At 72.2% G+C, this 19,852-nt stretch carries 18 protein-coding genes; 2 read left to right on the plus strand and 16 right to left on the minus strand.

Annotated elements, in window-relative coordinates; translation table 11 throughout:
* Positions 1-50: 50 nt before the first annotated feature.
* From gatB to ACWFR1_RS37720, 9 genes are all read right to left on the minus strand, one after another.
* Complete coding sequence (gatB, locus tag ACWFR1_RS37680; protein ID WP_453559942.1) at positions 51-1,562, minus strand: Asp-tRNA(Asn)/Glu-tRNA(Gln) amidotransferase subunit GatB; 1,512 nt, start codon at positions 1,560-1,562, stop codon at positions 51-53.
* 29 nt (positions 1,563-1,591) lie between these two features.
* On the minus strand, positions 1,592-1,837 hold the full coding sequence (locus ACWFR1_RS37685) for a hypothetical protein (RefSeq protein ID WP_267045990.1): 246 nt from the start codon (positions 1,835-1,837) through the stop codon (positions 1,592-1,594).
* Positions 1,834-3,333 (minus strand): Asp-tRNA(Asn)/Glu-tRNA(Gln) amidotransferase subunit GatA, encoded by a 1,500-nt coding sequence (gatA, locus tag ACWFR1_RS37690; RefSeq protein ID WP_453559944.1) that lies wholly within the window; start codon positions 3,331-3,333, stop codon positions 1,834-1,836. The genes ACWFR1_RS37685 and gatA overlap by 4 nt, the downstream gene beginning before the upstream one ends.
* A 6-nt stretch (positions 3,334-3,339) precedes the next feature.
* Entirely contained in the window at positions 3,340-3,636 is a 297-nt protein-coding gene (gatC, locus tag ACWFR1_RS37695; protein WP_015036350.1) for an Asp-tRNA(Asn)/Glu-tRNA(Gln) amidotransferase subunit GatC, read from the minus strand.
* Between the two features lie 105 nt (positions 3,637-3,741).
* Positions 3,742-5,868: a putative bifunctional diguanylate cyclase/phosphodiesterase gene (locus ACWFR1_RS37700; protein ID WP_453559946.1), complete on the minus strand. Its 2,127-nt coding sequence runs from the start codon at positions 5,866-5,868 to the stop codon at positions 3,742-3,744.
* Positions 5,869-6,178: 310 nt separating this feature from the next.
* The gene (ligA, locus tag ACWFR1_RS37705; RefSeq protein WP_453559949.1) at positions 6,179-8,359 is read right to left on the minus strand and encodes an NAD-dependent DNA ligase LigA; all 2,181 of its coding nucleotides are present in this window, start codon (positions 8,357-8,359) and stop codon (positions 6,179-6,181) included.
* Between the two features lie 32 nt (positions 8,360-8,391).
* Positions 8,392-9,444, minus strand: coding sequence for a methionine synthase (locus ACWFR1_RS37710; RefSeq protein ID WP_453559952.1), 1,053 nt, complete (start codon positions 9,442-9,444; stop codon positions 8,392-8,394).
* 10 nt (positions 9,445-9,454) lie between these two features.
* A complete protein-coding gene (locus ACWFR1_RS37715; RefSeq protein ID WP_453559954.1) occupies positions 9,455-10,153 on the minus strand; it encodes an SDR family oxidoreductase in 699 nt (232 codons plus the stop codon).
* 7 nt (positions 10,154-10,160) lie between these two features.
* On the minus strand, positions 10,161-10,700 hold the full coding sequence (locus ACWFR1_RS37720; protein ID WP_453559957.1) for an LOG family protein: 540 nt from the start codon (positions 10,698-10,700) through the stop codon (positions 10,161-10,163).
* A 98-nt stretch (positions 10,701-10,798) separates the two neighbouring features.
* Here ACWFR1_RS37720 and ACWFR1_RS37725 point away from each other — a divergent pair, with 98 nt between their 5' ends.
* Complete coding sequence (locus ACWFR1_RS37725) at positions 10,799-11,593, plus strand: alpha/beta fold hydrolase (RefSeq protein WP_453559959.1); 795 nt, start codon at positions 10,799-10,801, stop codon at positions 11,591-11,593.
* A 20-nt stretch (positions 11,594-11,613) separates the two neighbouring features.
* Here the strand turns inward: ACWFR1_RS37725 and mnmA are convergent, their stop codons facing one another.
* Positions 11,614-12,747, minus strand: coding sequence for a tRNA 2-thiouridine(34) synthase MnmA (gene mnmA, locus ACWFR1_RS37730; RefSeq protein ID WP_453559962.1), 1,134 nt, complete (start codon positions 12,745-12,747; stop codon positions 11,614-11,616).
* A gap of 60 nt (positions 12,748-12,807) precedes the next feature.
* Here mnmA and ACWFR1_RS37735 point away from each other — a divergent pair, with 60 nt between their 5' ends.
* Positions 12,808-13,467: an N-acetylmuramoyl-L-alanine amidase gene (locus tag ACWFR1_RS37735; RefSeq protein WP_453559965.1), complete on the plus strand. Its 660-nt coding sequence runs from the start codon at positions 12,808-12,810 to the stop codon at positions 13,465-13,467.
* Between the two features lie 24 nt (positions 13,468-13,491).
* Here the strand turns inward: ACWFR1_RS37735 and ACWFR1_RS37740 are convergent, their stop codons facing one another.
* The 6 genes from ACWFR1_RS37740 to ACWFR1_RS37765 all read right to left on the minus strand — a co-directional run bounded on the left by ACWFR1_RS37740 (position 13,492) and on the right by ACWFR1_RS37765 (position 19,812).
* Positions 13,492-14,655 carry a cysteine desulfurase family protein gene (locus ACWFR1_RS37740; protein ID WP_453559968.1) on the minus strand — a complete coding sequence of 388 codons (1,164 nt, stop codon included), beginning with the start codon at positions 14,653-14,655 and terminating at the stop codon, positions 13,492-13,494.
* A 174-nt stretch (positions 14,656-14,829) separates the two neighbouring features.
* On the minus strand, positions 14,830-15,696 hold the full coding sequence (locus ACWFR1_RS37745; RefSeq protein ID WP_453559970.1) for a thioesterase family protein: 867 nt from the start codon (positions 15,694-15,696) through the stop codon (positions 14,830-14,832).
* Between the two features lie 23 nt (positions 15,697-15,719).
* Positions 15,720-16,397, minus strand: a complete 678-nt coding sequence (locus tag ACWFR1_RS37750; protein ID WP_453559973.1) for a trimeric intracellular cation channel family protein — start codon at positions 16,395-16,397, stop codon at positions 15,720-15,722.
* A 111-nt stretch (positions 16,398-16,508) separates the two neighbouring features.
* Positions 16,509-17,702 (minus strand): ABC transporter ATP-binding protein, encoded by a 1,194-nt coding sequence (locus ACWFR1_RS37755; RefSeq protein WP_453559979.1) that lies wholly within the window; start codon positions 17,700-17,702, stop codon positions 16,509-16,511.
* An 8-nt stretch (positions 17,703-17,710) separates the two neighbouring features.
* Positions 17,711-18,817: an ABC transporter ATP-binding protein gene (locus tag ACWFR1_RS37760; protein ID WP_453559976.1), complete on the minus strand. Its 1,107-nt coding sequence runs from the start codon at positions 18,815-18,817 to the stop codon at positions 17,711-17,713.
* The gene (locus ACWFR1_RS37765) at positions 18,814-19,812 is read right to left on the minus strand and encodes an ABC transporter permease (protein WP_453559980.1); all 999 of its coding nucleotides are present in this window, start codon (positions 19,810-19,812) and stop codon (positions 18,814-18,816) included. The genes ACWFR1_RS37760 and ACWFR1_RS37765 overlap by 4 nt, the downstream gene beginning before the upstream one ends.
* Between the last annotated feature and the right edge of the window lie 40 nt (positions 19,813-19,852).

Here is a 19,852-nt window from a genome sequence, read left to right on the forward strand (position 1 = left end):
CACCGGAACTCCGGTGCGGGGCCGCCCCCTGTACGCGTACGAGAAGAGGATCAGCCCTCGCTGACGCCCAGCTTCTCCAGGATCAGGTCCTTGACCTTCGCCGCGTCCGCCTGGCCGCGGGTGGCCTTCATGACCGCGCCCACGAGCGCGCCGACCGCCGCGACCTTGCCGCCGCGGATCTTGTCCGCGATGGCCGCGTTGCCCGCGATGGCCTCGTCGACCGCCGTGCCGAGCGCGCCGTCGTCGGAGACGACCTTCAGACCGCGCTTCTCGACGACCTCGTCCGGGGTGCCCTCGCCGGCGAGGACGCCCTCGATGACCTGACGGGCCAGCTTGTCGTTCAGCTCGCCGGCGGCGACCAGGGCGGAGACCCGGGCCACGTCCGACGGGGTGATCGCCAGCTCCTCCAGGGAGACGCCCTGCTCGTTGGAGGAACGGGCGAGCTCGCCCATCCACCACTTGCGGGCCGAGGCCGCGTCCGCGCCCGCCTCGATCGTGGCGACGATCGAGTCGACCGCGCCCGCGTTGAGGATGGACTGCATGTCCAGCTCGGACACGCCCCACTCCTCACGGAGCCGGTTGCGGCGCACCCGCGGCAGCTCGGGCAGCCCGCCGCGCAGCTCCTCGACCCAGGCGCGGGCCGGGGCCACGGGGACGAGGTCGGGCTCCGGGAAGTACCGGTAGTCCTCGGCGTTGTCCTTGATGCGGCCGGAGGTGGTGGAGCCGTCGTCCTCGTGGAAGTGACGGGTCTCCTGGATGATCGTGCCGCCGGCGGTGAGCACGGCCGCGTGGCGCTGGATCTCGAAGCGCGCCGCGCGCTCCACCGAACGGAGCGAGTTGACGTTCTTCGTCTCCGAGCGGGTGCCGAACTTCTCGACACCGTGCGGGCGCAGCGACAGGTTCACGTCGCAGCGCATCTGGCCCTTGTCCATGCGCGCCTCGGAGACACCGAGGGCGCGGATCAGCTCGCGCAGCTCGGCGACGTACGCCTTGGCGACCTCGGGGGCCCGCTCGCCCGCGCCCTCGATCGGCTTGGTGACGATCTCGATGAGCGGGATGCCGGCGCGGTTGTAGTCGAGCAGGGAGTGGGACGCGCCGTGGATACGGCCGGTGGCGCCGCCGACGTGCAGCGACTTGCCCGTGTCCTCCTCCATGTGGGCGCGCTCGATCTCCACGCGGAAGATCTCGCCGTCCTCCAGCTGGACGTCCAGGTAGCCGTTGAAGGCGATCGGCTCGTCGTACTGGGAGGTCTGGAAGTTCTTCGGCATGTCCGGATAGAAGTAGTTCTTCCGGGCGAAGCGGCACCACTCGGCGATCTCGCAGTTCAGCGCGAGGCCGATCTTGATCGCGGACTCGACGCCGATCGCGTTGACCACCGGCAGCGAGCCCGGCATGCCGAGGCAGGTCGGGCAGGTCTGCGAGTTCGGCTCCGCGCCCAGCTCGGTCGAGCAGCCGCAGAACATCTTCGTCTTGGTGCCGAGCTCGACATGGACCTCCAGGCCCATGACGGGGTCGAACGCCGCGAGGGCCGCGTCGTACGACAGCAGTTCAGTGACAGTCACGGTGAGAATTCCCTCTGATGCCTTCGGCCTCAGCCGAACAGGACGTCGTCGTCACCGATGCGCTTGAGCTCGCGCACGAGGAGAGCGACGCCGGTGGCGATGGCGGCGGCGGACACGACGGCGTCGAGCAGCTTGAGCGTGTCGTGCTCGCTACGGGCCGCACGGCCCCGCTTGACCACGCCCAGCAGGCCGAACGCGGTGGTGCCGATGGACAGGTACGTGCCGGTCTTGGACTTCTTGAAGCCCTTGGCCTTCTGCAGTGCACTGGTACTCACAGCGACGGAGCCTCCTCAAGCAGCGGATGCCCCCACTTTTCCACGAACGCGGCCTCGACGGCGGCGCCGACCTTGTACAGCCGGTCGTCCTTCATGGCGGGAGCGATGATCTGCAGGCCGACCGGCAGACCGTCCTCGGGCGCGAGGCCGCAGGGGAGCGACATCGCGGCGTTGCCGGCCAGGTTGGTCGGGATGGTGCACAGGTCCGCGAGGTACATCGCCATCGGGTCGTCGGCGCGCTCGCCGATCGGGAAGGCGGTGGTGGGGGTCGTCGGGGAGACGATCACGTCCACCTCCTCGAAGGCCTGCTCGAACTCGCGGGTGATGAGCGTACGGACCTTCTGGGCCGAGCCGTAGTACGCGTCGTAGTAGCCGGAGCTCAGCGCGTACGTACCGAGGATGATGCGGCGCTTGACCTCGTCGCCGAAGCCGGCCTCACGGGTGAGGGCGGTGACGTCCTCGGCCGAACGGGTGCCGTCGTCGCCGACCCGGAGGCCGTAACGCATGGCGTCGAAGCGCGCCAGGTTCGAGGAGCACTCGGACGGCGCGATCAGGTAGTACGCCGAAAGGGCGAGGTCGAAGGTCGGGCAGTCCAGCTCGACGATCTCGGCGCCCAGCGACTTGAGCAGCTCGACGGACTCGTCGAAGCGCTGCACGACACCGGCCTGGTAGCCCTCGCCGCGGAACTGCTTGACGACACCGACGCGCATGCCGGCGACCGAGCCGTTGCGGGCGGCCTCGACGACCGGCGGGACCGGGGCGTCGATGGAGGTCGAGTCGAGCGGGTCGTGCCCGGCGATCGCCTCGTGCAGGAGGGCCGCGTCCAGGACCGTACGGGCGCAGGGGCCGCCCTGGTCGAGGGAGGAGGAGAAGGCCACCATGCCGTAGCGGGAGACACCGCCGTAGGTCGGCTTGACGCCGACCGTGCCGGTGACGGCGGCGGGCTGGCGGATGGAGCCGCCGGTGTCCGTGCCGATGGCGAGTGGGGCCTCGTACGCCGCGAGGGCGGCCGAGGAGCCACCGCCGGAGCCGCCGGGGATCCGGGTCAGGTCCCAGGGGTTGCCGGTCGGGCCGTAGGCGCTGTTCTCCGTGGAGGAGCCCATCGCGAACTCGTCCATGTTGGTCTTGCCGAGGATGACGACGTCGGCGGCCTTGAGGTTCTTGACCAGGGTCGCGTCGTACGGCGGGATCCAGCCCTCGAGCATCTTCGAACCGACGGTCGTCGGAATGCCGACCGTGGTGAAGATGTCCTTGAGCGCGAGCGGGACGCCGGCCAGCGGGCCGAGCTTCTCTCCGCGGGCACGCTTCTCGTCGACGGCGCGCGCCTGCGCGAGGGCGCCCTCGCGGTCGACGTGCAGGAAGGCGTGGACCTTCTCGTCGACCGCCTCGATACGGGCGAGGTGGGCCTCGGTGACCTGGACCGCGGTGAGCTCGCCGGCGGCGATCTTCCCGGCGATCTCGGCGGCCGTGAGCTTGATGATGATGTTGTCCGTCATGACTTCTTAGTCCTCCCCCAGGATCTGCGGCACCTTGAAACGCTGCTGCTCCTGGGCCGGGGCGCCGGAGAGCGCCTGCTCGGGGGTGAGCGACGGACGGACCTCGTCCGCGCGCATGACATTGGTCAGCGGCAGCGGGTGGGAGGTCGGCGGTACGTCTTGGTCGGCGACCTCGGAGACGCGGGCGACCGCGCCGATGATGTCGTCGAGCTGGCCGGCGAAGTGATCGAGTTCTTCGCCCTTCAGCTCCAGACGCGCCAGCCGTGCGAGGTGGGCGACCTCCTCGCGCGTGATGCCAGGCATGCGGATCCTCACGGGGTGAGCTTGATGGTGTTGGCCCATCCTATGGGGCTGGTACCGCTCCCCGTGAAACGGTCGGCCCGGGGCGCGGGCCGGGGCGCGCGCCCGTTACTGCACGACCTGGCCCGAGGGCTGGTCGAGGTCGACCTCCGCGGCGAGGTCGGCGGCGATGTCGACGGGGCGGCGCCAGCCGCGCTCGCCGCGGGCCAGGAGCCAGGCGGTCGCCTCGGCGGGCGGCATCGCGGCGGCGACGAGCCAGCCCTGGACGGCGTCGCAGCCCAGGTCACGGAGGCGCTCCCAGGTCTCGTCGTCCTCCACTCCCTCGGCGACGACGAGGAGGCCGAGGGAGTGGGCGAGGTCGAGGGTGCACCGGACGATCTCGGCGTCCTCGGTGTCGACGGCGAGCCGGGCGACGAAGGAGCGGTCGATCTTCAGTTCGCTGACGGGCAGCCGGCGCAGGTGGACGAGGGAGGAGTAGCCGGTGCCGAAGTCGTCGAGGGACATCTTGACGCCGTGGCCGGTGAGGCCGTTGAGCGTGTCGGCGGCCCGCTGGGGGTCCTCCAGGAGCACGTGCTCCGTTATCTCCAGCTGGAGGGCGCCGGCCGGGACGCCGTGGCGGGCGAGGCGCGCGGCGACGGCGCCCGCGAAGCCGGGGGTGTGGACGTCGCGCGGCGAGACGTTGACGGCGACCGGGACGTTGAGCCCCTGGGCGCGCCAGCGGGCGACCTGGGCGAGGGCGGTCTCCAGGACGTACTCGGTGAGGTGCGGCATCAGGCCGGAGGACTCGGCGATGGCGATGAACTCGTCCGGCGGGACCTTTCCGCGCTCCGGGTGGACCCAGCGGACGAGCGCCTCCAGGCCGGCGACCTGGCCGTCGAAGCGGACCTTGGGCTGGTAGTGGAGTTCGACCTCGCCGGCGTCGAGGGCGCGGCGCAGGTCGCCGAGGAGGCCGAGCCGGTCGGGGGTGTTGGAGTCGCGCTTGGACTCGTAGACCTCGACGCCGGTGCGGTCCCGCTTGGCCTGGTACATGGCGACGTCGGCGCGGCGCAGCAGGCCCTCGGCGTCGAGGGCGTGGTCGGGGAAGACGGCGACGCCGGCGCTGGCCTCCAGGACGAGGGTGAGTCCGTCGAGGTCGAGCGGGGAGGAGAGCTCGGCGACGAGGTGGCGGGCGACGCGCTGGGCGCTGGTGGTGGAGTCGGCTGTGGGCAGCAGGACGGCGAACTCGTCGCCGCCGAGCCGAGCGGCCTCGGCGCCGCGGGGCAGGGCGAGGCGGAGCCGGTCGGCGATCTGGAGGAGCAGCCGGTCGCCGGCGAGGTGCCCGAGGGTGTCGTTGACCGACCGGAAGCGGTCGAGGTCGATCAGGACGAGGGCGGCGCGGGCGCCTTCGCCCTCGGCCTCCTCCAGCGCCGTCCAGGCCCGCTCCAGGAGCCACTGGCGGTTGGGGAGCCCGGTCAACGGGTCGCGCAGCTGTTCCTCGGCGCGGGCCCGGGCGATCCAGAGGGTGGAGTCGAGGGCGATGAGGGGGACGGCGAAGAGCGGCAGGAGGACGGGCCGGGTGGCGGCGACGACGCAGATGAGCGGGGCGATGCCGAGCAGGGCGACGGCGACGAGCCCCTGCCGGAGGAGGGCGGTGCGGGCGACGGTGGGCAGCCCGCGGCCCTGGGGCGCGAGCGTGTACCACAGCAGCATCCGGGTCACCACGAGATAGGCGGCCGCGGCGAGGACGACTTCCGGGACGTCCCCGATCGTCCAGTCGAGGGGCTGCCAGGGCTCCTCGACGGTCGGTACGTCTCCGAAGAGGGCGAGGACGAGGGCGGCGGCGCCGACCCCGAGGACGTCGGCGGCGCCGTGCAGCAGGCCCTGGCGCCAGCGGTGCCGACGGGCTGCGCCGACGAGGGTGACGACGGTCAGCGAGACGAGTCCGGCGGGCACCCAGCCGTACAGCAGGAGCACGGCGAGGGTGAGGGCGGCGCCGGAGCCGGTGCCGCCCCACCAGCGGTCGCGGCCGAGCGCGACCAGGTGGCCGACGATGAGGCCGGTGAGGACGGCGAGGGACCAGCCGGCGGCCCCGCCGGGGAAGAGTCCCTGTCCGGCGCTCAGGGCCCGCTGGAGGCCGGCGACGAGTACGACGGCGGCGATGCCCACCACGGCTGCGGGCAGCCGTGCGGGGAGGCCCGTGGGGACCACACGGCCGTACGGCCGTGGGGCCGGGGCGGCGCTCTCGGTCGGTTCCATTCCCGTCCCTCTCACAGGCGGCGGTGCCGTCGGTGTGCGATGGGCCGCGCTCGCGCGACCGTCCGTCGTCCGGCCGTCCGCCATGCGGCCGCCACCGGGCGGCCGTTCCTCATGCCACTGGGCCGTTCGTCCTGGCGCGCACGACCGGCAGCCCTCGCGCGGACGTGCGGGACAGGACGCACGGTCACCACAGTAGGCCGCCGAGGGCTCCGACGGGCAGCGCTCTCCCTCTCTTGCCCGAATGCGACCAGGCCACCCGTAACGATCTGGTATGCGCCGAACGGGTGACCTTCCCGGGGGTGGGCAGCGGCTACCCGGCGACCGGCACCGCGGCCTCGCGAGCGGCTTCGGGACCTTGTTCGAGCAGGACCGAGAAGCCTTCCTCGTCCAGAACCGGAACCTTCAGCTGCATCGCCTTGTCGTACTTCGAACCAGGGTTTTCACCGACCACCACGAAGGCGGTCTTCTTTGAAACGGAACCGGTCACCTTCGCACCGAGCGCCTGGAGGGACTCTTTTGCGCCATCCCTGGTGAACTTCTCCAGGGTGCCGGTCACGACGACCGTGAGACCTTCGAGCGGACGCGGTCCGACGTCCTCCCCGGCGCCCTCGTCCTCCAGCGACACTCCGGCGGCGCGCCACTTGCGCACGATCTCGCGGTGCCACTCCTCGGCGAACCACTGCTTCACGGCGGTCGCGATGATGCCGCCGACGCCGTCGACGGCCGCGAGCTCCTCCTCGCTCGCCTGCTCGATCCGCTCCAGGGAGCGGAACTCACGGGCCAGCGCCTCGGCCGCGACCGGACCCACGTGACGGATCGACAGGCCGTTGATGAAGCGGGCGAGCGGCCGCGTCTTCGCCGCCGCGATGTTCTCCAGCATCGACAGGGCGTTCTTCTTCGGCTCGCCCTTCTGGTTGGCGAAGACCGTGACGATCTTCTCCTCGCCGGTCTTCGGGTCCCGCTTGGGCAGCCCGCTGTCCGGGTCGAGGACGTACGCCTTGATCGGAAGGAGCTGCTCGATGGTGAGGTCGAAGAGGTCGCCCTCGTCCGCGAGCGGCGGCTCGGCCGGTTCCAGGGGCCGGGTCAGGGCGGCGGCGGCCACGGCGCCGAAGTTCTCGATGTCCAGGCACTGGCGGCCGGCGAGGAAGAAGAGCCGCTCGCGCAGCTGGGCCGGGCACGTGCGCGCGTTCGGGCAGCGGAGGTCGATGTCGCCCTCCTTCATCGCCTTCAGCGACGTCCCGCACTCCGGGCACTCGGCGGGCATCACGAACTCCCGCTCGGTGCCGTCCCGCAGGTCGGCGACCGGCCCGAGGATCTCGGGGATGACGTCACCGGCCTTGCGCAGCACGACCGTGTCGCCGATGAGCACGCCCTTGGCCTTCACCACCTCCTGGTTGTGGAGGGTGGCGAACTCGACCTCGGAGCCGGCCACGGTCACCGGCTCCACCTGCGCGTACGGCGTGACGCGCCCGGTGCGGCCGACGCCGACCTTGATGTCGACCAGCTTGGTGTTGACCTCCTCCGGCGCGTACTTCCAGGCGATGGCCCAGCGGGGGGCGCGCGCCGTGGAGCCGAGCCGGCCCTGGAGCGGGATCTCGTCGAGTTTGACGACGACTCCGTCGATCTCGTGCTCCACCGAGTGGCGGTTCTCGCCGAAGTACGTGATGAACTCCCGCACGCCGTCGAGCGAGTCCACCACCTTGTTGTGCCGGGCGGTCGGCAGGCCCCACTCGTGGAGCAGGGCGTACGTCTCCGAGAGCCGGGAGATCTCGAAGCCCTCGCGGGCGCCGATGCCGTGGACCACCATGTGGAGCGGGCGGGAGGCCGTGACCTTGGGGTCCTTCTGGCGCAGCGAACCGGCCGCCGCGTTGCGCGGGTTGGCGAAGGGCTTGTCCCCCGCCTCCACCAGGCGGGCGTTGAGCCCCTCGAAGGCCTCCATCGGGAAGTAGACCTCACCGCGGATCTCGACGAGGTCCGGGACGCGGTCGCCGCGCAGCCGGTCCGGGATGTCGGCGATCGTCCGGACGTTGGGCGTGATGTCCTCGCCGGCGCGGCCGTCGCCGCGGGTCGCGGCCCGGGTCAGCCGGCCGTGCTCGTACGTGAGGTTCACGGCGAGGCCGTCGACCTTGAGCTCGCACAGGTAGTGGTAGTCGGGCGTGCCGACGTCCCGCGCGATCCGCTCGGCCCAGGCGGCCAGTTCCTCGTCGTCGAAGGCGTTGTCCAGGGAGAGCATGCGCTCCCGGTGCTCGACCGAGGTGAAGTCGGTCTCGTACTGCCCGGCGACCTTCTGGGTCGGCGAGTCCGGTGTCCGCAGCTCCGGGTACTCCTCCTCCAGCGCCTCCAGGGCGCGCAGGAGCTTGTCGAACTCGCCGTCACTGATGACCGGCTGGTCCTTCACGTAGTACCGGAAGCGGTGCTCCTCGACCTGCTCCGCCAGCTCGGCGTGCTGCTCCCGTGCCTCGGCGGGCAGGGCCCCCTGTTCGACTGCCACCTTCGTCCGTCCTCCCGTGCCTCGAAACCCGGTCACTCTGGGTTGTCCGCGAGCGATCTCGCCGCCCGGGCGCAGTGGGCGAGCGCCGCGCGGGCATAGGCGGGCGAAGCGCCCGCGAGCCCGCACGTGGGGGTGACGACCACGGACTCGGCGAGAGTCCCCGGATTCAGCCCCAGCCTGCGCCACAGCGTCCTGACACCCATGACGCTACCGCCCGGGTCCGACAACGGGCCGTCGGTGGACGGCACCACACCGGTGAAGAGCTTCGTGCCGGCCTCCACGGCCTCGCCGATCGTCTCCTCGTCACGTTCGGTGAGGAGCCCGAAGTCGAACGACACCCCGGCGACGCCGGCCCTGCGCAGCAGCGCGAAGGGGACGTCGGGGGCGCAGGAGTGGACGACGGCCGGCCCGTCGTGGACGCCGATCACGTCCCGCAGGGCGCTCTCGACGACCTGCCGGTCGACGGCCCGGTAGGTGCGGTAGCCGCTGGCGGTACGGACGTGTCCGCGCAGGACGGCGGTGAGCGAGGGCTCGTCGAGCTGGAGGACGATCCGGGCCCCGGGGATCCGCTTGGCCAGCTCCGCGAGGTGGGCGCGGAGTCCCTCCGCGAGGGAGCCGACCAGGTCGCGGCAGGCGCCCGCGTCGCCGAGAGCCGCCTCGCCGCCGTGCAGCTCCATGGCCGCGGCGAGCGTCCACGGGCCGACGGCCTGGACCTTGAGCGGGCCCTCGTACCCCTGGGTGAACTCCTCCAGGGCGTCCAGGTCCTCGCCGAGCCAGGAGCGGGCCCGCCGGGTGTCCCGGCCGGGGCGGTCGCTGATCCGCCAGCCGCTCGGCTCGACGTGCGCGTACAGGTCGACGAGCATCCCGATGGTCCGGCCGATCATGTCGGCGCCGGGCCCGCGGGCGGGCAGCTCCGCCAGGAACGGGAAGTCCTCGAAGGAGCCGGTGGCCGCCTTCGCGGCCTCGCGGGCGTCGCCGCCCGGCAGGGACCCGACGCCGGTGGCGGGGCCCCAGAAGCTCGCGGCGCCGGTGTCGTCCGTGCCGGTGCCGGTCGTACCGATGTCGCTCGTGCCGGTGTCGCTCATGTCCACCGTCCTACCGTCCCGGACGGACGGTCAGGTCGGTGATCTCGGCGTCGCGCGGCAGGTCGATCGCCGTGAGGACCGCCGTCGCGACGGACTCCGGGTCGATCCACTTCGACGCGTCGTACTGCTTGCCCTCCTGCTGGTGCACCTTCTCCTGCATCGGGCTCGCGGTGCGGCCCGGGTAGACCGAGGTCACCCGCACGCCGTTGGCGTGCTCCTCGTGGCGCAGGGAGTCTGCGAGGGCCTTCAAGCCGTGCTTGGAGGCGGCGTACGCGCCCCACTCGGCGTGCGCGGCGAGCCCGGCGCCCGAGTTCACGAAGACGACGTGGCCCTGGGAGACCCGCAGCTGGGGCAGGAGGTGCCGGGTCAGCTCGGCCGGGGCGATCAGGTTGACGTTGAGCTGGTGGTGCCAGGTCTTCGGGGTGAGGTCCCCGATCGGCCCGAGGTCGACGACGCCCGCGATGTGCAGCAGGCTGTCCACCCGCTCCGGCATGGTCTGGTGCGAGAAGGCCCAGGACAGCCGGTCCGGGTCGGCGAGGTCCCCGACGAGGGTCCGCGCGCCGGGGAACTCCGCGGCGAGCTCCTTGGCCCGGCCCGCGTCGCGCGCGTGCAGCACGAGTTCGTCCCCGCGCGCGTGGAGGCGGCGCGCGACGGCCGCGCCGATGCCGGAACCGGCTCCGGTGATCACATGTGTAGCCATGGGCACCATGCTCGCATCAGCGGGAGGCGATGTTCTCCTCCAGGTACGCGAGGGCCGTCGGGCCGTCCTCCGCGAAGAGGACGAGGTCGGCGAGCGGGATCGGCAGGAAGCCCTCGTCCTCCATGCGGCGGAGCTGGGTCTTCAGACCGTCGTAGAAGCCCTCGGTGTTGAGCAGGACCACCGGCTTGGTGTGCTTGCCGTGCTTCTTCAGCTCCAGGATCTCGGTGGCCTCGTCGAGGGTAACGATGCCGCCGACCATGACCACGATCGCGTCGGACTTGGCGAGGAGGAGCGCCTTGCGCTCGGCCAGGTCCCGGGCGACGACCATCTCGTCCGTGTCCGGGCGGGCCTTGGCCTGGAGGAAGTCGACGGAGACGCCGACGAGCCGGCCGCCCGCCTCCTCGACGCCGTCCGCGACGACCTTCATGAGGCCCGTGTCGGAGCCGCCCCAGACGAGCGTGTGACCGGCCTTGCCGAGAAGGGCGGCGAACTCGCGCGCGGGAGCCGTGTAGCGCTCGTCGAGGTCGGCGGCGGAGAGGAAGACGCAGATGTTCATGCGCACCACCGTAGGCGGCGACCAGCGGTTTCCAAGATTCTTACCGAAATACCCGCACGCGGCGATGAGTTCCGGCGCCGGGCCGGGTCTGCCCTGCCATGGACGAGGTGGAGACGACGCTGAGCAGGGTCCGGGGGCGGGTCACGTCGCGGGACGGCACGACGATCGCGTACGAGCGGTTCGGGAACGGCGACGGGCCGGCGCTGGTCCTGGTGAGCGGGGCCCTGTGCACGGCCGCGAGCGAGGGGCCGCTCGCCCGGCTGCTCGCCCGGCGCTTCCCGGTCGTGACGTACGACCGGCGGGGGCGCGGCGGCAGCGGCGACACCGCGCCGTACGCGGTGGAGCGGGAGATCGAGGACCTGGCGGCGGTCGTCGGGGAGGCCGGCAGCGGCGCGGCACTGCACGGGGTGGGCACGGGCGGCGCCCTGGCGCTCGCCGCGGTGGCCGCCGGGCTTTCGACGGGTCCCGTGTCGGTGTACGAGCCGCCGTACTCGCCGGAGGCCGCCGCGCGGCTCGGACGGGCGGCGGCGCTGCTCGGCCGCGGCCGTCGGGGCGCCGCCCTCGACCTGTTCCTGGCGGAGTCGGCCGTACCGGCGGAGGCGTGGCCCGGGCGGGAGGAGCTGGCGCCGACGCTGGCGTACGACCACGCCGTCCTCGGCGACGGGACGGTGCCGGAGCTGCGTCTCGCCGGGGTCCACGCGCGCGTGCTGGTCATCGACGGGGGCGCGAGCCCGGCGTGGACGCGCCGGGCGGCCCGCGCCCTGACGGCGGCCCTCCCCCGGGCCCGCCACCGCACGCTGACGGGCCAGACGTACGAGGTGGCCCCGCACGTCCTGGCTCCCGTACTGGAGTCGTTCCTGGCGGACGAACGGGAGACGAGCGAGGCCGCGTAGCCGGCGGGGCCGGACAGGTCCTACGCCGGGGTGGGCTCCGTCGTGCGGCGGGTCGTCGTCGCGATCGTCGCCGAGCCCACCACGCGCGTGCCGTCGTAGAGCACGATCGCCTGTCCCGGCGCCACGCCGCGGACCGGCTCGGCGAAGGTGACCGTGAGCTCGCCGTCCACGAGGGCGGCCGTCACCTCGGTCTCGCCGCCGTGGGCGCGCAGCTGGGCGGTGTAGCGGCCCGGGCCCTCGGGGGCCGTGCCGCACCAGCGGGGCTTGATCGCCGTGAGGGCGGTGACGTCGAGGGCCTCGACCGGGCCGACCGTGACCGTGTTGTTCACGGGCGAGATGTCGAGGACGTAGCGGGGCTTGCCGTCCGCGGCCGGGTGGCCGATCCGCAGGCCCTTGCGCTGGCCGATGGTGAAGCCGTACGCGCCGTCGTGGCTGCCGACCTTCGCGCCGGCCTCGTCGACGATGTCGCCCTCCGCCTTGCCGAGGCGGGAGGCGAGGAAGCCCTGGGTGTCGCCGTCGGCGATGAAGCAGATGTCGTGGCTGTCGGGCTTCTTCGCGACCGCGAGCCCGCGCCGCTCGGCCTCCGCGCGGATCTCGTCCTTGGTGGTGAGGGTGTCCCCGAGCGGGAACATCGCGTGCGCGAGCTGCTTCTCGTCGAGCACGCCGAGGACGTACGACTGGTCCTTGGCCATGTCGGAGGCGCGGTGGAGCTCGCGCGTGCCGTCGTCCTGGAGGACGACCGTGGCGTAGTGGCCGGTGCAGACCGCGTCGAAGCCGAGGGCGAGGGCCTTGTCGAGCAGCGCCGCGAACTTGATCTTCTCGTTGCAGCGGAGGCAGGGGTTGGGCGTGCGGCCCGCCTCGTACTCGGCGACGAAGTCGTCGACGACGTCCTCGCGGAAGCGCTCGGCGAGGTCCCACACGTAGAACGGGATGCCGATGACGTCGGCGGCCCGGCGCGCGTCGCGCGAGTCCTCGATCGTGCAGCAGCCGCGCGCTCCGGTGCGGAACGACTGCGGGTTCGCGGAGAGCGCGAGGTGCACGCCGGTGACGTCGTGGCCTGCTTCGGCGGCACGGGCGGCGGCGACGGCGGAGTCCACGCCGCCCGACATGGCGGCGAGGACGCGAAGGGGGCGCGGGGGCGGAGTCTGAGTCATAGCCCTACCAGGGTACGGGGCCCGGGAACCAAGGTCGCGGGAGTAAGCGTTCTCCGTTGCATGGGGAGCAAGGACAGCGGTGGGGACAGGCGGGTGGGGCGGCGGGCCGTGCTGCTCGGCGGCGGGGTCGCCGTGCTCGGCACGGCCGCGCTGGCCAGGGACGAGCTGGCGCGCGCGTGGTGGCGGCTGCCGGGGATGGAGAAGAAGCGGGTCGAGGGCGAGCTCGACCACAAGGGCGCGGAGTGGACGTCGGCGGCGCGGGCCAACTGGCGGCGGGCCGACCGGCCGGACGACTACGGGATAGACCGGGTCGTGATCCATGTCGTGCAGGGCAGTTACGCGACCGCGCTGAAGGTCTTCAAGAACCCCGGGCATGGCGCCGCCGCGCACTACGTCGTCCGGAAGGACGGTCATGTGGCGCAGATGATCCGGGAGCTCGACGTGGCGTTCCACGCGGGGAACCGCGACATGAACGAGCGGAGCATCGGCATCGAGCACGAGGGCTTCGTCGACCGGCCGCAGGACTTCACGGCGGCGATGTACGCGGGGTCGGCGCGGCTGACGGCCGACATCTGCGCGCGGTACGCGATACCCGTGGACCGGGAGCACATCATCGGGCACGTGGAGGTCGAGGGCACCGACCACACCGACCCCGGGCCGCACTGGGACTGGGACCGCTATCTGCGGCTGGTGCGCGAGGCGTCGAAGAAGCCCGTGTGAGGCCCGTGGGCGGGGCGCCGGGCCTCAGCTGAGGCCGGCGGTCCTCGCCCGTTCCACGGCCGGGCCGATCGCCTCGGCGACCGCCGCCACGTCCTCCTCGGTGGAGGTGTGCCCCAGGGAGAAGCGCAGGGTGCCCCGGGCCAGGTCCGGGTCGGTGCCCGTGGCGAGCAGGACGTGGCTGGGCTGGGCGATGCCGGCGGTGCAGGCGGAGCCGGTGGAGCAGGCGATGCCGGCGGCGTCGAGCAGCAGGAGCAGGGAGTCGCCCTCGCAGCCGGGGAAGGTGAAGTGGGCGTTGGCGGGGAGCCGCTCGACGGGGTCGCCGCCGAGGATCGCGTCGGGCACGACCGTACGGACGGCGGTGACGAGCTCGTCGCGCAGGGCGCCGACCTCGCGGGCGAACTCCTCGCGGCGCTCGGTGGCGAGCCGGGCGGCGACGGCGAAGGCGGCGACGGCGGGCACGTCGAGGGTGCCGGAACGGACGTGCCGCTCCTGGCCGCCGCCGTGGAGGACGGGCACGGGGGTGTACTCACGGCCGAGGAGCAGGGCGCCGATTCCGTACGGTCCGCCGATCTTGTGGCTGGAGACGGTCATCGCGGCGAGGCCGGAGGCGGCGAAGTCGACCGGGACCTGGCCGACGGCCTGGACGGCGTCGGCGTGCAGGGGTACGCCGAACTCGGCGGCGACGTCGGCGAGTCCGCGGACCGGCATGACGGTGCCGATCTCGTTGTTCGCCCACATGACGGTGGCGAGCGCGACGGAGTCCGGGTCGCGGGCGATCGCCTCGCGGAGCGCCTCGGGGTGGACGCGGCCGTGGCGGTCGACGGGCAGGTACTCGACGTCGGCGCCCTCGTGCGTCGCGAGCCAGTCGACGGCGTCGAGGACGGCGTGGTGCTCGACCGGGCTGGCGAGGACACGGGTACGGCGGGGGTCGGCGTCGCGGCGGGACCAGTAGAGGCCCTTCACGGCGAGGTTGTCGGCCTCGGTGCCGCCGGAGGTGAGGACGACCTCGCTGGGCCGCGCGCCGAGCGCGGCGGCGAGCGTCTCGCGCCCTTCCTCGACGGTCCGCCGGGCGCGCCGGCCGGCGGCGTGCAGGGAGGAGGCGTTGCCCGTGACGGCGAGGTGGGCGGTCATCGCCTCGATCGCCTCGGGCAGCATGGGCGTGGTCGCGGCGTGGTCGAGGTAAGCCATGGTGGGTCGATTCTACGAGTCCACCGCGGCGGCCTCGGCGCCTGGCCTGTTTACGCCCCCGCGCGGCCGGCCGGCGGGTCGGCCGGCTGGTCCTCCAGGGGGTCGGCCGGCTGGTCCCCCAGCAGGTCGGCCCGCGGGTCCCCAGCAGGTCGGCCCGCGGGTCTTCCAGGGGGTTCAGCCGCGCGGGGCGCGGGCCAGCTGGCGGGACTGGGCGACCAGGCGGTCGGCGCTGTCCCAGACCTCGGCGTCCTCCTCCAGGAAGCCGCCGGCGAGGTTGCGGGTCGTGATGGAGACGCGCAGCGGGCCGGGGGCCGGGCGGCAGCGGATGTGGGTGGTGAGCTCCACGGTCGGGGTCCAGCCCTTGAGGCCGAGCTCGAAGGAGGTCGGCGGCAGCGCGTCGACGGTGAGCAGCAGGGAGAGCGCGTCCGGCTCGCGGCCGTCGGCGAGGCCGAACCAGGCCCGCATCTCGCCCTTGCCGGACGGGGCGCCGACCGCCCAGCCCACGCAGGCCGGGTCGAGGCGGAGGTCCAGCCGGTCGGCGATGGCGGAGGAGCCGGGGATCCTCGGGGCCGGGTTGTCGGCGGCGCTGAAGCAGTTCTCGATCGGGGCGAACGCGGGCGGCGTCGCGGTGGTGCGGACGTCGTCGGCGAGGGCGTCGAGGTCGCCGTACGAGGCGAGGACGCGGATGCGCTCGACCTCGGTGCCGTCCTCGGCGTACTGGAAGAGCGAGGCCTGTCCGGTGGAGAGGGTCCGGCCGGTGCGGACGGTCTCGGTCCGGATCACCGCGGGGCCGGGCACGGACGGCGTGAGGTAGTGCGCCGAGATCGTGAACGGGTCGGGGTGCGGGAGGTGGTCGCCGAGGGCGCGGCCGAGCAGGGCGAGGAGGTAGCCGCCGTTGACGGCCTGGATGATCGTCCAGCCGGCGGAGAGGTCGGCGTCGTAGACACCGGGGGTCCGGAGGGTGACGGCGGTGTCGCGGTCGAACTCGCTCGCGGGCGGGATGCCGGTGGGCGCGGCGGTCGTCTCGGTGCTCGTGCTCATGGTTCCGACGGTACACCCGCTCATTACTGAGCGGTAGCTTTTTCCGGTTCCTCGCGGGCGGAGGAGCGGCGGTTCCAGGCGCGGGGCGCGCGCCAGTGGTAGCGCATCGCGAGGAGCCGGAGGGCGAAGGCCGTGAGGACGGCGGCGCCGCTGGTGTAGGCGTTGAGCATGTCGAACCGGATGCAGAGGACGACCATCGTCGCGCCGACGATCGCGGGGACGGCGTAGAGGTCGCGGTCCCAGCGCAGCAGTGACGGCACCTCGTTGGCGAGCACGTCGCGCAGGACACCGCCGCCGACGGCGGTCGCGAGCCCGAGCGCGGCGGAGGAGGTGAGACCGAGGCCGTAGTCGTACGCCTTCGTCGTGCCGGTCACGCAGAAGAGCCCGAGGCCGGCGGCGTCGAAGACGTTGACGGCGGTCTGGGTCCGCTCGACCTCCGGGTGGAGGAAGAAGACGAGGACCGTCGCGACCAGCGGCATGACGAAGTAGCCGAGATCGGTGAAGGCGGCGGGCGGTACGGCGCCGATGATCAGGTCGCGGAGGAGACCGCCGCCGAGCGCGGTGACCTCGGCGAGGACGGCGATGCCGAAGACGTCGAAGTTCTTGCGGACGGCGAGGAGCGCGCCGGAGATGGCGAAGACGAAGATGCCGACGAGGTCCAGGGCGTGCTGGACATCGGGGCTGAACAGATCGTGGAGCACCGCCCAATTGTGCCGGTCGTTCCCGTGGGGGCGGCGCCTGCCCCGGGCGGGTGGCGCTCTCGGGTACGCCGGAGGCCCCTGCCGCATCGCTGCGGCAGGGGCCCCTCGGTGTCACGCCTTCGGCGCGTCGGGCTCGGTCGAGGACTCCGCAGTCTCGGCCTCCGCCGCCGTCTCGGCCGCTGCGGCCTCCGGCGAGGACTCCGCCACGGCCTCCGCCACGGCTTCGGGCCCGGCCGCGGCCGCGGCCTTCGCCGACGGCTCCGCCGCCTTCTCCTCCGGCTTCGTGATCTCCACCGACTCCCGGGCGCCCGGGATCGTCAGGGAGTCCGCGTTCTCCGGGTGGTGGCAGGCCACTCGCTGGCCCGGGCGGAGTTCCAGGAGCGGGGGCTCCTGGGTCTTGCAGAGGTCCGTCGCCTTCCAGCAGCGCGTGTGGAAGCGGCAGCCGGGCGGCGGGGCGATCGGGGACGGGACGTCGCCGGTGAGCAGGATGCGGTCGCTCTTGGCGCCCCGGCGGCGCGGGTCCGGGATCGGGACCGCGGACATCAGGGCCCGGGTGTACGGGTGCATCGGGTTCTCGTACAGCGACTTGCGGTCCGCCAGTTCGACGACCTTGCCGAGGTACATCACCGCGATGCGGTCCGAGACGTGCCGGATGACCGACAGGTCGTGGGCGATGATCACGTACGTGAGGCCGAGCTCCTGCTGGAGGTCGTCCAGGAGGTTGACCACCTGCGCCTGGATGGAGACGTCCAGGGCGGAGACCGGCTCGTCCGCGACGACCAGCTTCGGCTTGAGGGCCAGCGCGCGGGCGATGCCGATGCGCTGGCGCTGACCGCCGGAGAACTCGTGCGGGTAGCGGTTGTAGTGCTCGGGGTTGAGGCCCACCAGGCCGAGCAGGCGCTGGACCTCCTTGCGCACGCCGCCCTCGGGCTCGACGCCCTGGAGCTTGAAGGGGGCGGAGACGATCGTGCCGACCGTGTGGCGCGGGTTCAGCGAGCCGTACGGGTCCTGGAAGATCATCTGGATGTCCCGGCGGAACGGGCGCATCCCGCCGACTCCCAGGTGGGAGATGTCCTTGCCCTGGAACTCGACCGTGCCGCCGGTCGGTTCGAGCAGCCGCGTGATGAGCCGGCCCATCGTGGACTTGCCGCAGCCGGACTCGCCGACGACGCCGAGGGTCTCACCGGGCAGGACCTCGAAGTCGATCCCGTCGACCGCCTTGACCGCGCCGGTCTGGCGCTGGAGAAGCCCCTTCTTGATGGGGAAGTGCTTCTTCAGGCCGGTGACCTTGAGGAGGGGTTCCATGGTCTCGCTCACAGTTTCGGCGCAATCTCTTCGGTCCAGATCCGGGTGCGCTCCTCCTGCGGCATGTGGCAGGCCGAGAAGTGGCGGTCGCCGGCCTGCGTCAGCTCGGGCCGCTGGGTGCGCGTGATGCCGCCCTTGGGGACGTCCGCGTACGGGCAGCGGGGGTTGAAGGCACAGCCGCTCGGGATGTTGATGAGGCTGGGCGGGTTGCCCTTGACCGGGATGAGCCGCTCGGTCTGGTCACGGTCGATCCTCGGCATCGAGCCGAGCAGACCCCAGGTGTAGGGGTGCTGCGGCTCGTAGAAGACCTGCTCGGCCGGGCCACGCTCGACACAGCGCCCGCCGTACATCACGAGGATGTCGTCGGCGAGCTCGGCGACGACCCCGAGGTCGTGCGTGATGATGACGACCGCCGAGCCGAACTCCTTCTGGAGGTCCCGCATCAGGTCGAGGATCTGCGCCTGCACGGTCACGTCGAGCGCGGTGGTCGGCTCGTCCGCGATGAGCAGTTCGGGGTTGTTGACGAGCGCCATGGCGATCATCGCGCGCTGCCGCATGCCGCCGGAGAACTCGTGCGGGTAGTTGTCGAACCGCTTGGCGGGCTCGGGGATGCCGACCCGGTCGAGGAGTTCGACGGCCCGCCGGCGCGCCGTCTTCTTGTCCACGTTGTTGTGGACGCGGTACGCCTCCACGATCTGGTTGCCGATCGTGTAGTACGGGTGCATCGCGGACAGCGGGTCCTGGAAGATCATCGCCATCTCGCGGCCGCGCATCTTGCGGACCTCGTCGGGGTCCGCGGAGAGCAGCTCGCGGCCGTTCAGCCAGATCTCGCCGGAGATCCGGGCCTTCTGCCGGCCGTACTGGCCGACCGTGTGCAGGCCCATGATGCCGAGCGAGGTGACCGACTTGCCGGAGCCGGACTCGCCCACGATGCCGAGGGTCTTGCCCTTCTCCAGCTGGAAGCTGAGACCGTCGACCGACTTGACCAGACCGTCGTCGGTCGGGAAGTGGATCTTCAGGTCGCGTACGTCGAGGAAGGCGTCCGACGGGGCGTCCTTCGAGGGCGCGACGGGCTCTCCGAGCGCCGCGCCCGTCTTCGTCAGCTTGTCCGTCATGCGAGCCTCACTCGGGGGTCGATCACCGCGTACAGCAGGTCCACCACGAGGTTGGCGATGACCACGCACGCGGCGGTGATGAGGGTGACCGCCATGATCAGCGGCAGGTCACGCTCGCTCACGCCCTTGATGGCCAGGCCGCCGAGGCCGTGGAGGCTGAACGCGGTCTCCGTCAGGATCGCGCCGCCTACGAGGGCGCCGAGGTCCATGCCGAAGATGGTCAGGATGGGGGTCATGGTGGAGCGCATCGCGTGCTTGCCGAGCACGACCGGCTCCGACAGACCCTTGGCCCGCGCCGTACGGATGTAGTCCTCGCCGAGGACCTCCAGCATGGTGGCGCGGGTGAGCCGCGCGTACATCGCCGCGTACAGGAAGGCGAGGGTGACCCAGGGCAGGAGCAAACCGCCGAACCAGCCGGTGAAGGACTCGCTGATCGGCGTGTACGAGGCGTCGACCCAATGGAGCTGGGTGCGGAAGACGAGCATCGCCAGCATGGCGGTGAAGAAGATGGGGAGCGAGACGCCCGCGAGCGCGGTGATCATCGCCGCGCGGTCGATGACCGTGCCGCGCTTGAGCGCGGAGATCACGCCCGTGGACACACCCAGGACCAGCCACAGCACCGCGGCGCCGAGGACCATGGACAGGGTGACGGGGAAGGCGTCGACCAGCATCGTCCACACGTCCTGCTCGGTGCGGAACGAGTAGCCGAAACAGGGCATCGCGCAGTGGATGGTGTCGCCACCGCCCGTGTAGTCCCGGCCGACGAAGATGCCGGAGACGAAGTGCCAGAACTGAACCAGGAGCGGCTCGTCCAGACCCAACTTCTGACGGATGCCCTCAATGGAAGCCGGATCCGCCTGCTTGCCGACGAACATCGCGGCAGGGTCGCTGCCGGTCATCTTGGGGATGAGGAAGAAGATGCTGAGCGTCACGAGCGTGACGACGAGCAGCATCACGACGACGGAGAAGAGTCGTCGGACTATGTATGCAAGCATGCGGTCGGCCGGTCGGCGGCCGGGGGACCCGATCGGGTCC

The organism is Streptomyces sp. NPDC055103 (genome assembly GCF_053607625.1).

Bases quoted from the DNA above. Each gene is read 5' to 3' on its own strand.
- gatA (WP_453559944.1), bottom strand. From the start codon at position 3,333: ATGACGGACAACATCATCATCAAGCTCACGGCCGCCGAGATCGCCGGG.
- gatC (WP_015036350.1), bottom strand. From the start codon at position 3,636: ATGCCTGGCATCACGCGCGAGGAGGTCGCCCACCTCGCACGGCTGGCG.
- ACWFR1_RS37700 (WP_453559946.1), bottom strand. From the start codon at position 5,868: ATGGAACCGACCGAGAGCGCCGCCCCGGCCCCACGGCCGTACGGCCGT.
- ACWFR1_RS37710 (WP_453559952.1), bottom strand. From the start codon at position 9,444: ATGAGCGACACCGGCACGAGCGACATCGGTACGACCGGCACCGGCACG.
- ACWFR1_RS37715 (WP_453559954.1), bottom strand. From the start codon at position 10,153: ATGGTGCCCATGGCTACACATGTGATCACCGGAGCCGGTTCCGGCATC.
- ACWFR1_RS37720 (WP_453559957.1), bottom strand. From the start codon at position 10,700: ATGAACATCTGCGTCTTCCTCTCCGCCGCCGACCTCGACGAGCGCTAC.
- ACWFR1_RS37725 (WP_453559959.1), top strand. From the start codon at position 10,799: ATGGACGAGGTGGAGACGACGCTGAGCAGGGTCCGGGGGCGGGTCACG.
- mnmA (WP_453559962.1), bottom strand. From the start codon at position 12,747: ATGACTCAGACTCCGCCCCCGCGCCCCCTTCGCGTCCTCGCCGCCATG.
- ACWFR1_RS37735 (WP_453559965.1), top strand. From the start codon at position 12,808: ATGGGGAGCAAGGACAGCGGTGGGGACAGGCGGGTGGGGCGGCGGGCC.
- ACWFR1_RS37740 (WP_453559968.1), bottom strand. From the start codon at position 14,655: ATGGCTTACCTCGACCACGCCGCGACCACGCCCATGCTGCCCGAGGCG.
- ACWFR1_RS37745 (WP_453559970.1), bottom strand. From the start codon at position 15,696: ATGAGCACGAGCACCGAGACGACCGCCGCGCCCACCGGCATCCCGCCC.
- ACWFR1_RS37755 (WP_453559979.1), bottom strand. From the start codon at position 17,702: ATGGAACCCCTCCTCAAGGTCACCGGCCTGAAGAAGCACTTCCCCATC.
- ACWFR1_RS37760 (WP_453559976.1), bottom strand. From the start codon at position 18,817: ATGACGGACAAGCTGACGAAGACGGGCGCGGCGCTCGGAGAGCCCGTC.
- ACWFR1_RS37765 (WP_453559980.1), bottom strand. From the start codon at position 19,812: ATGCTTGCATACATAGTCCGACGACTCTTCTCCGTCGTCGTGATGCTG.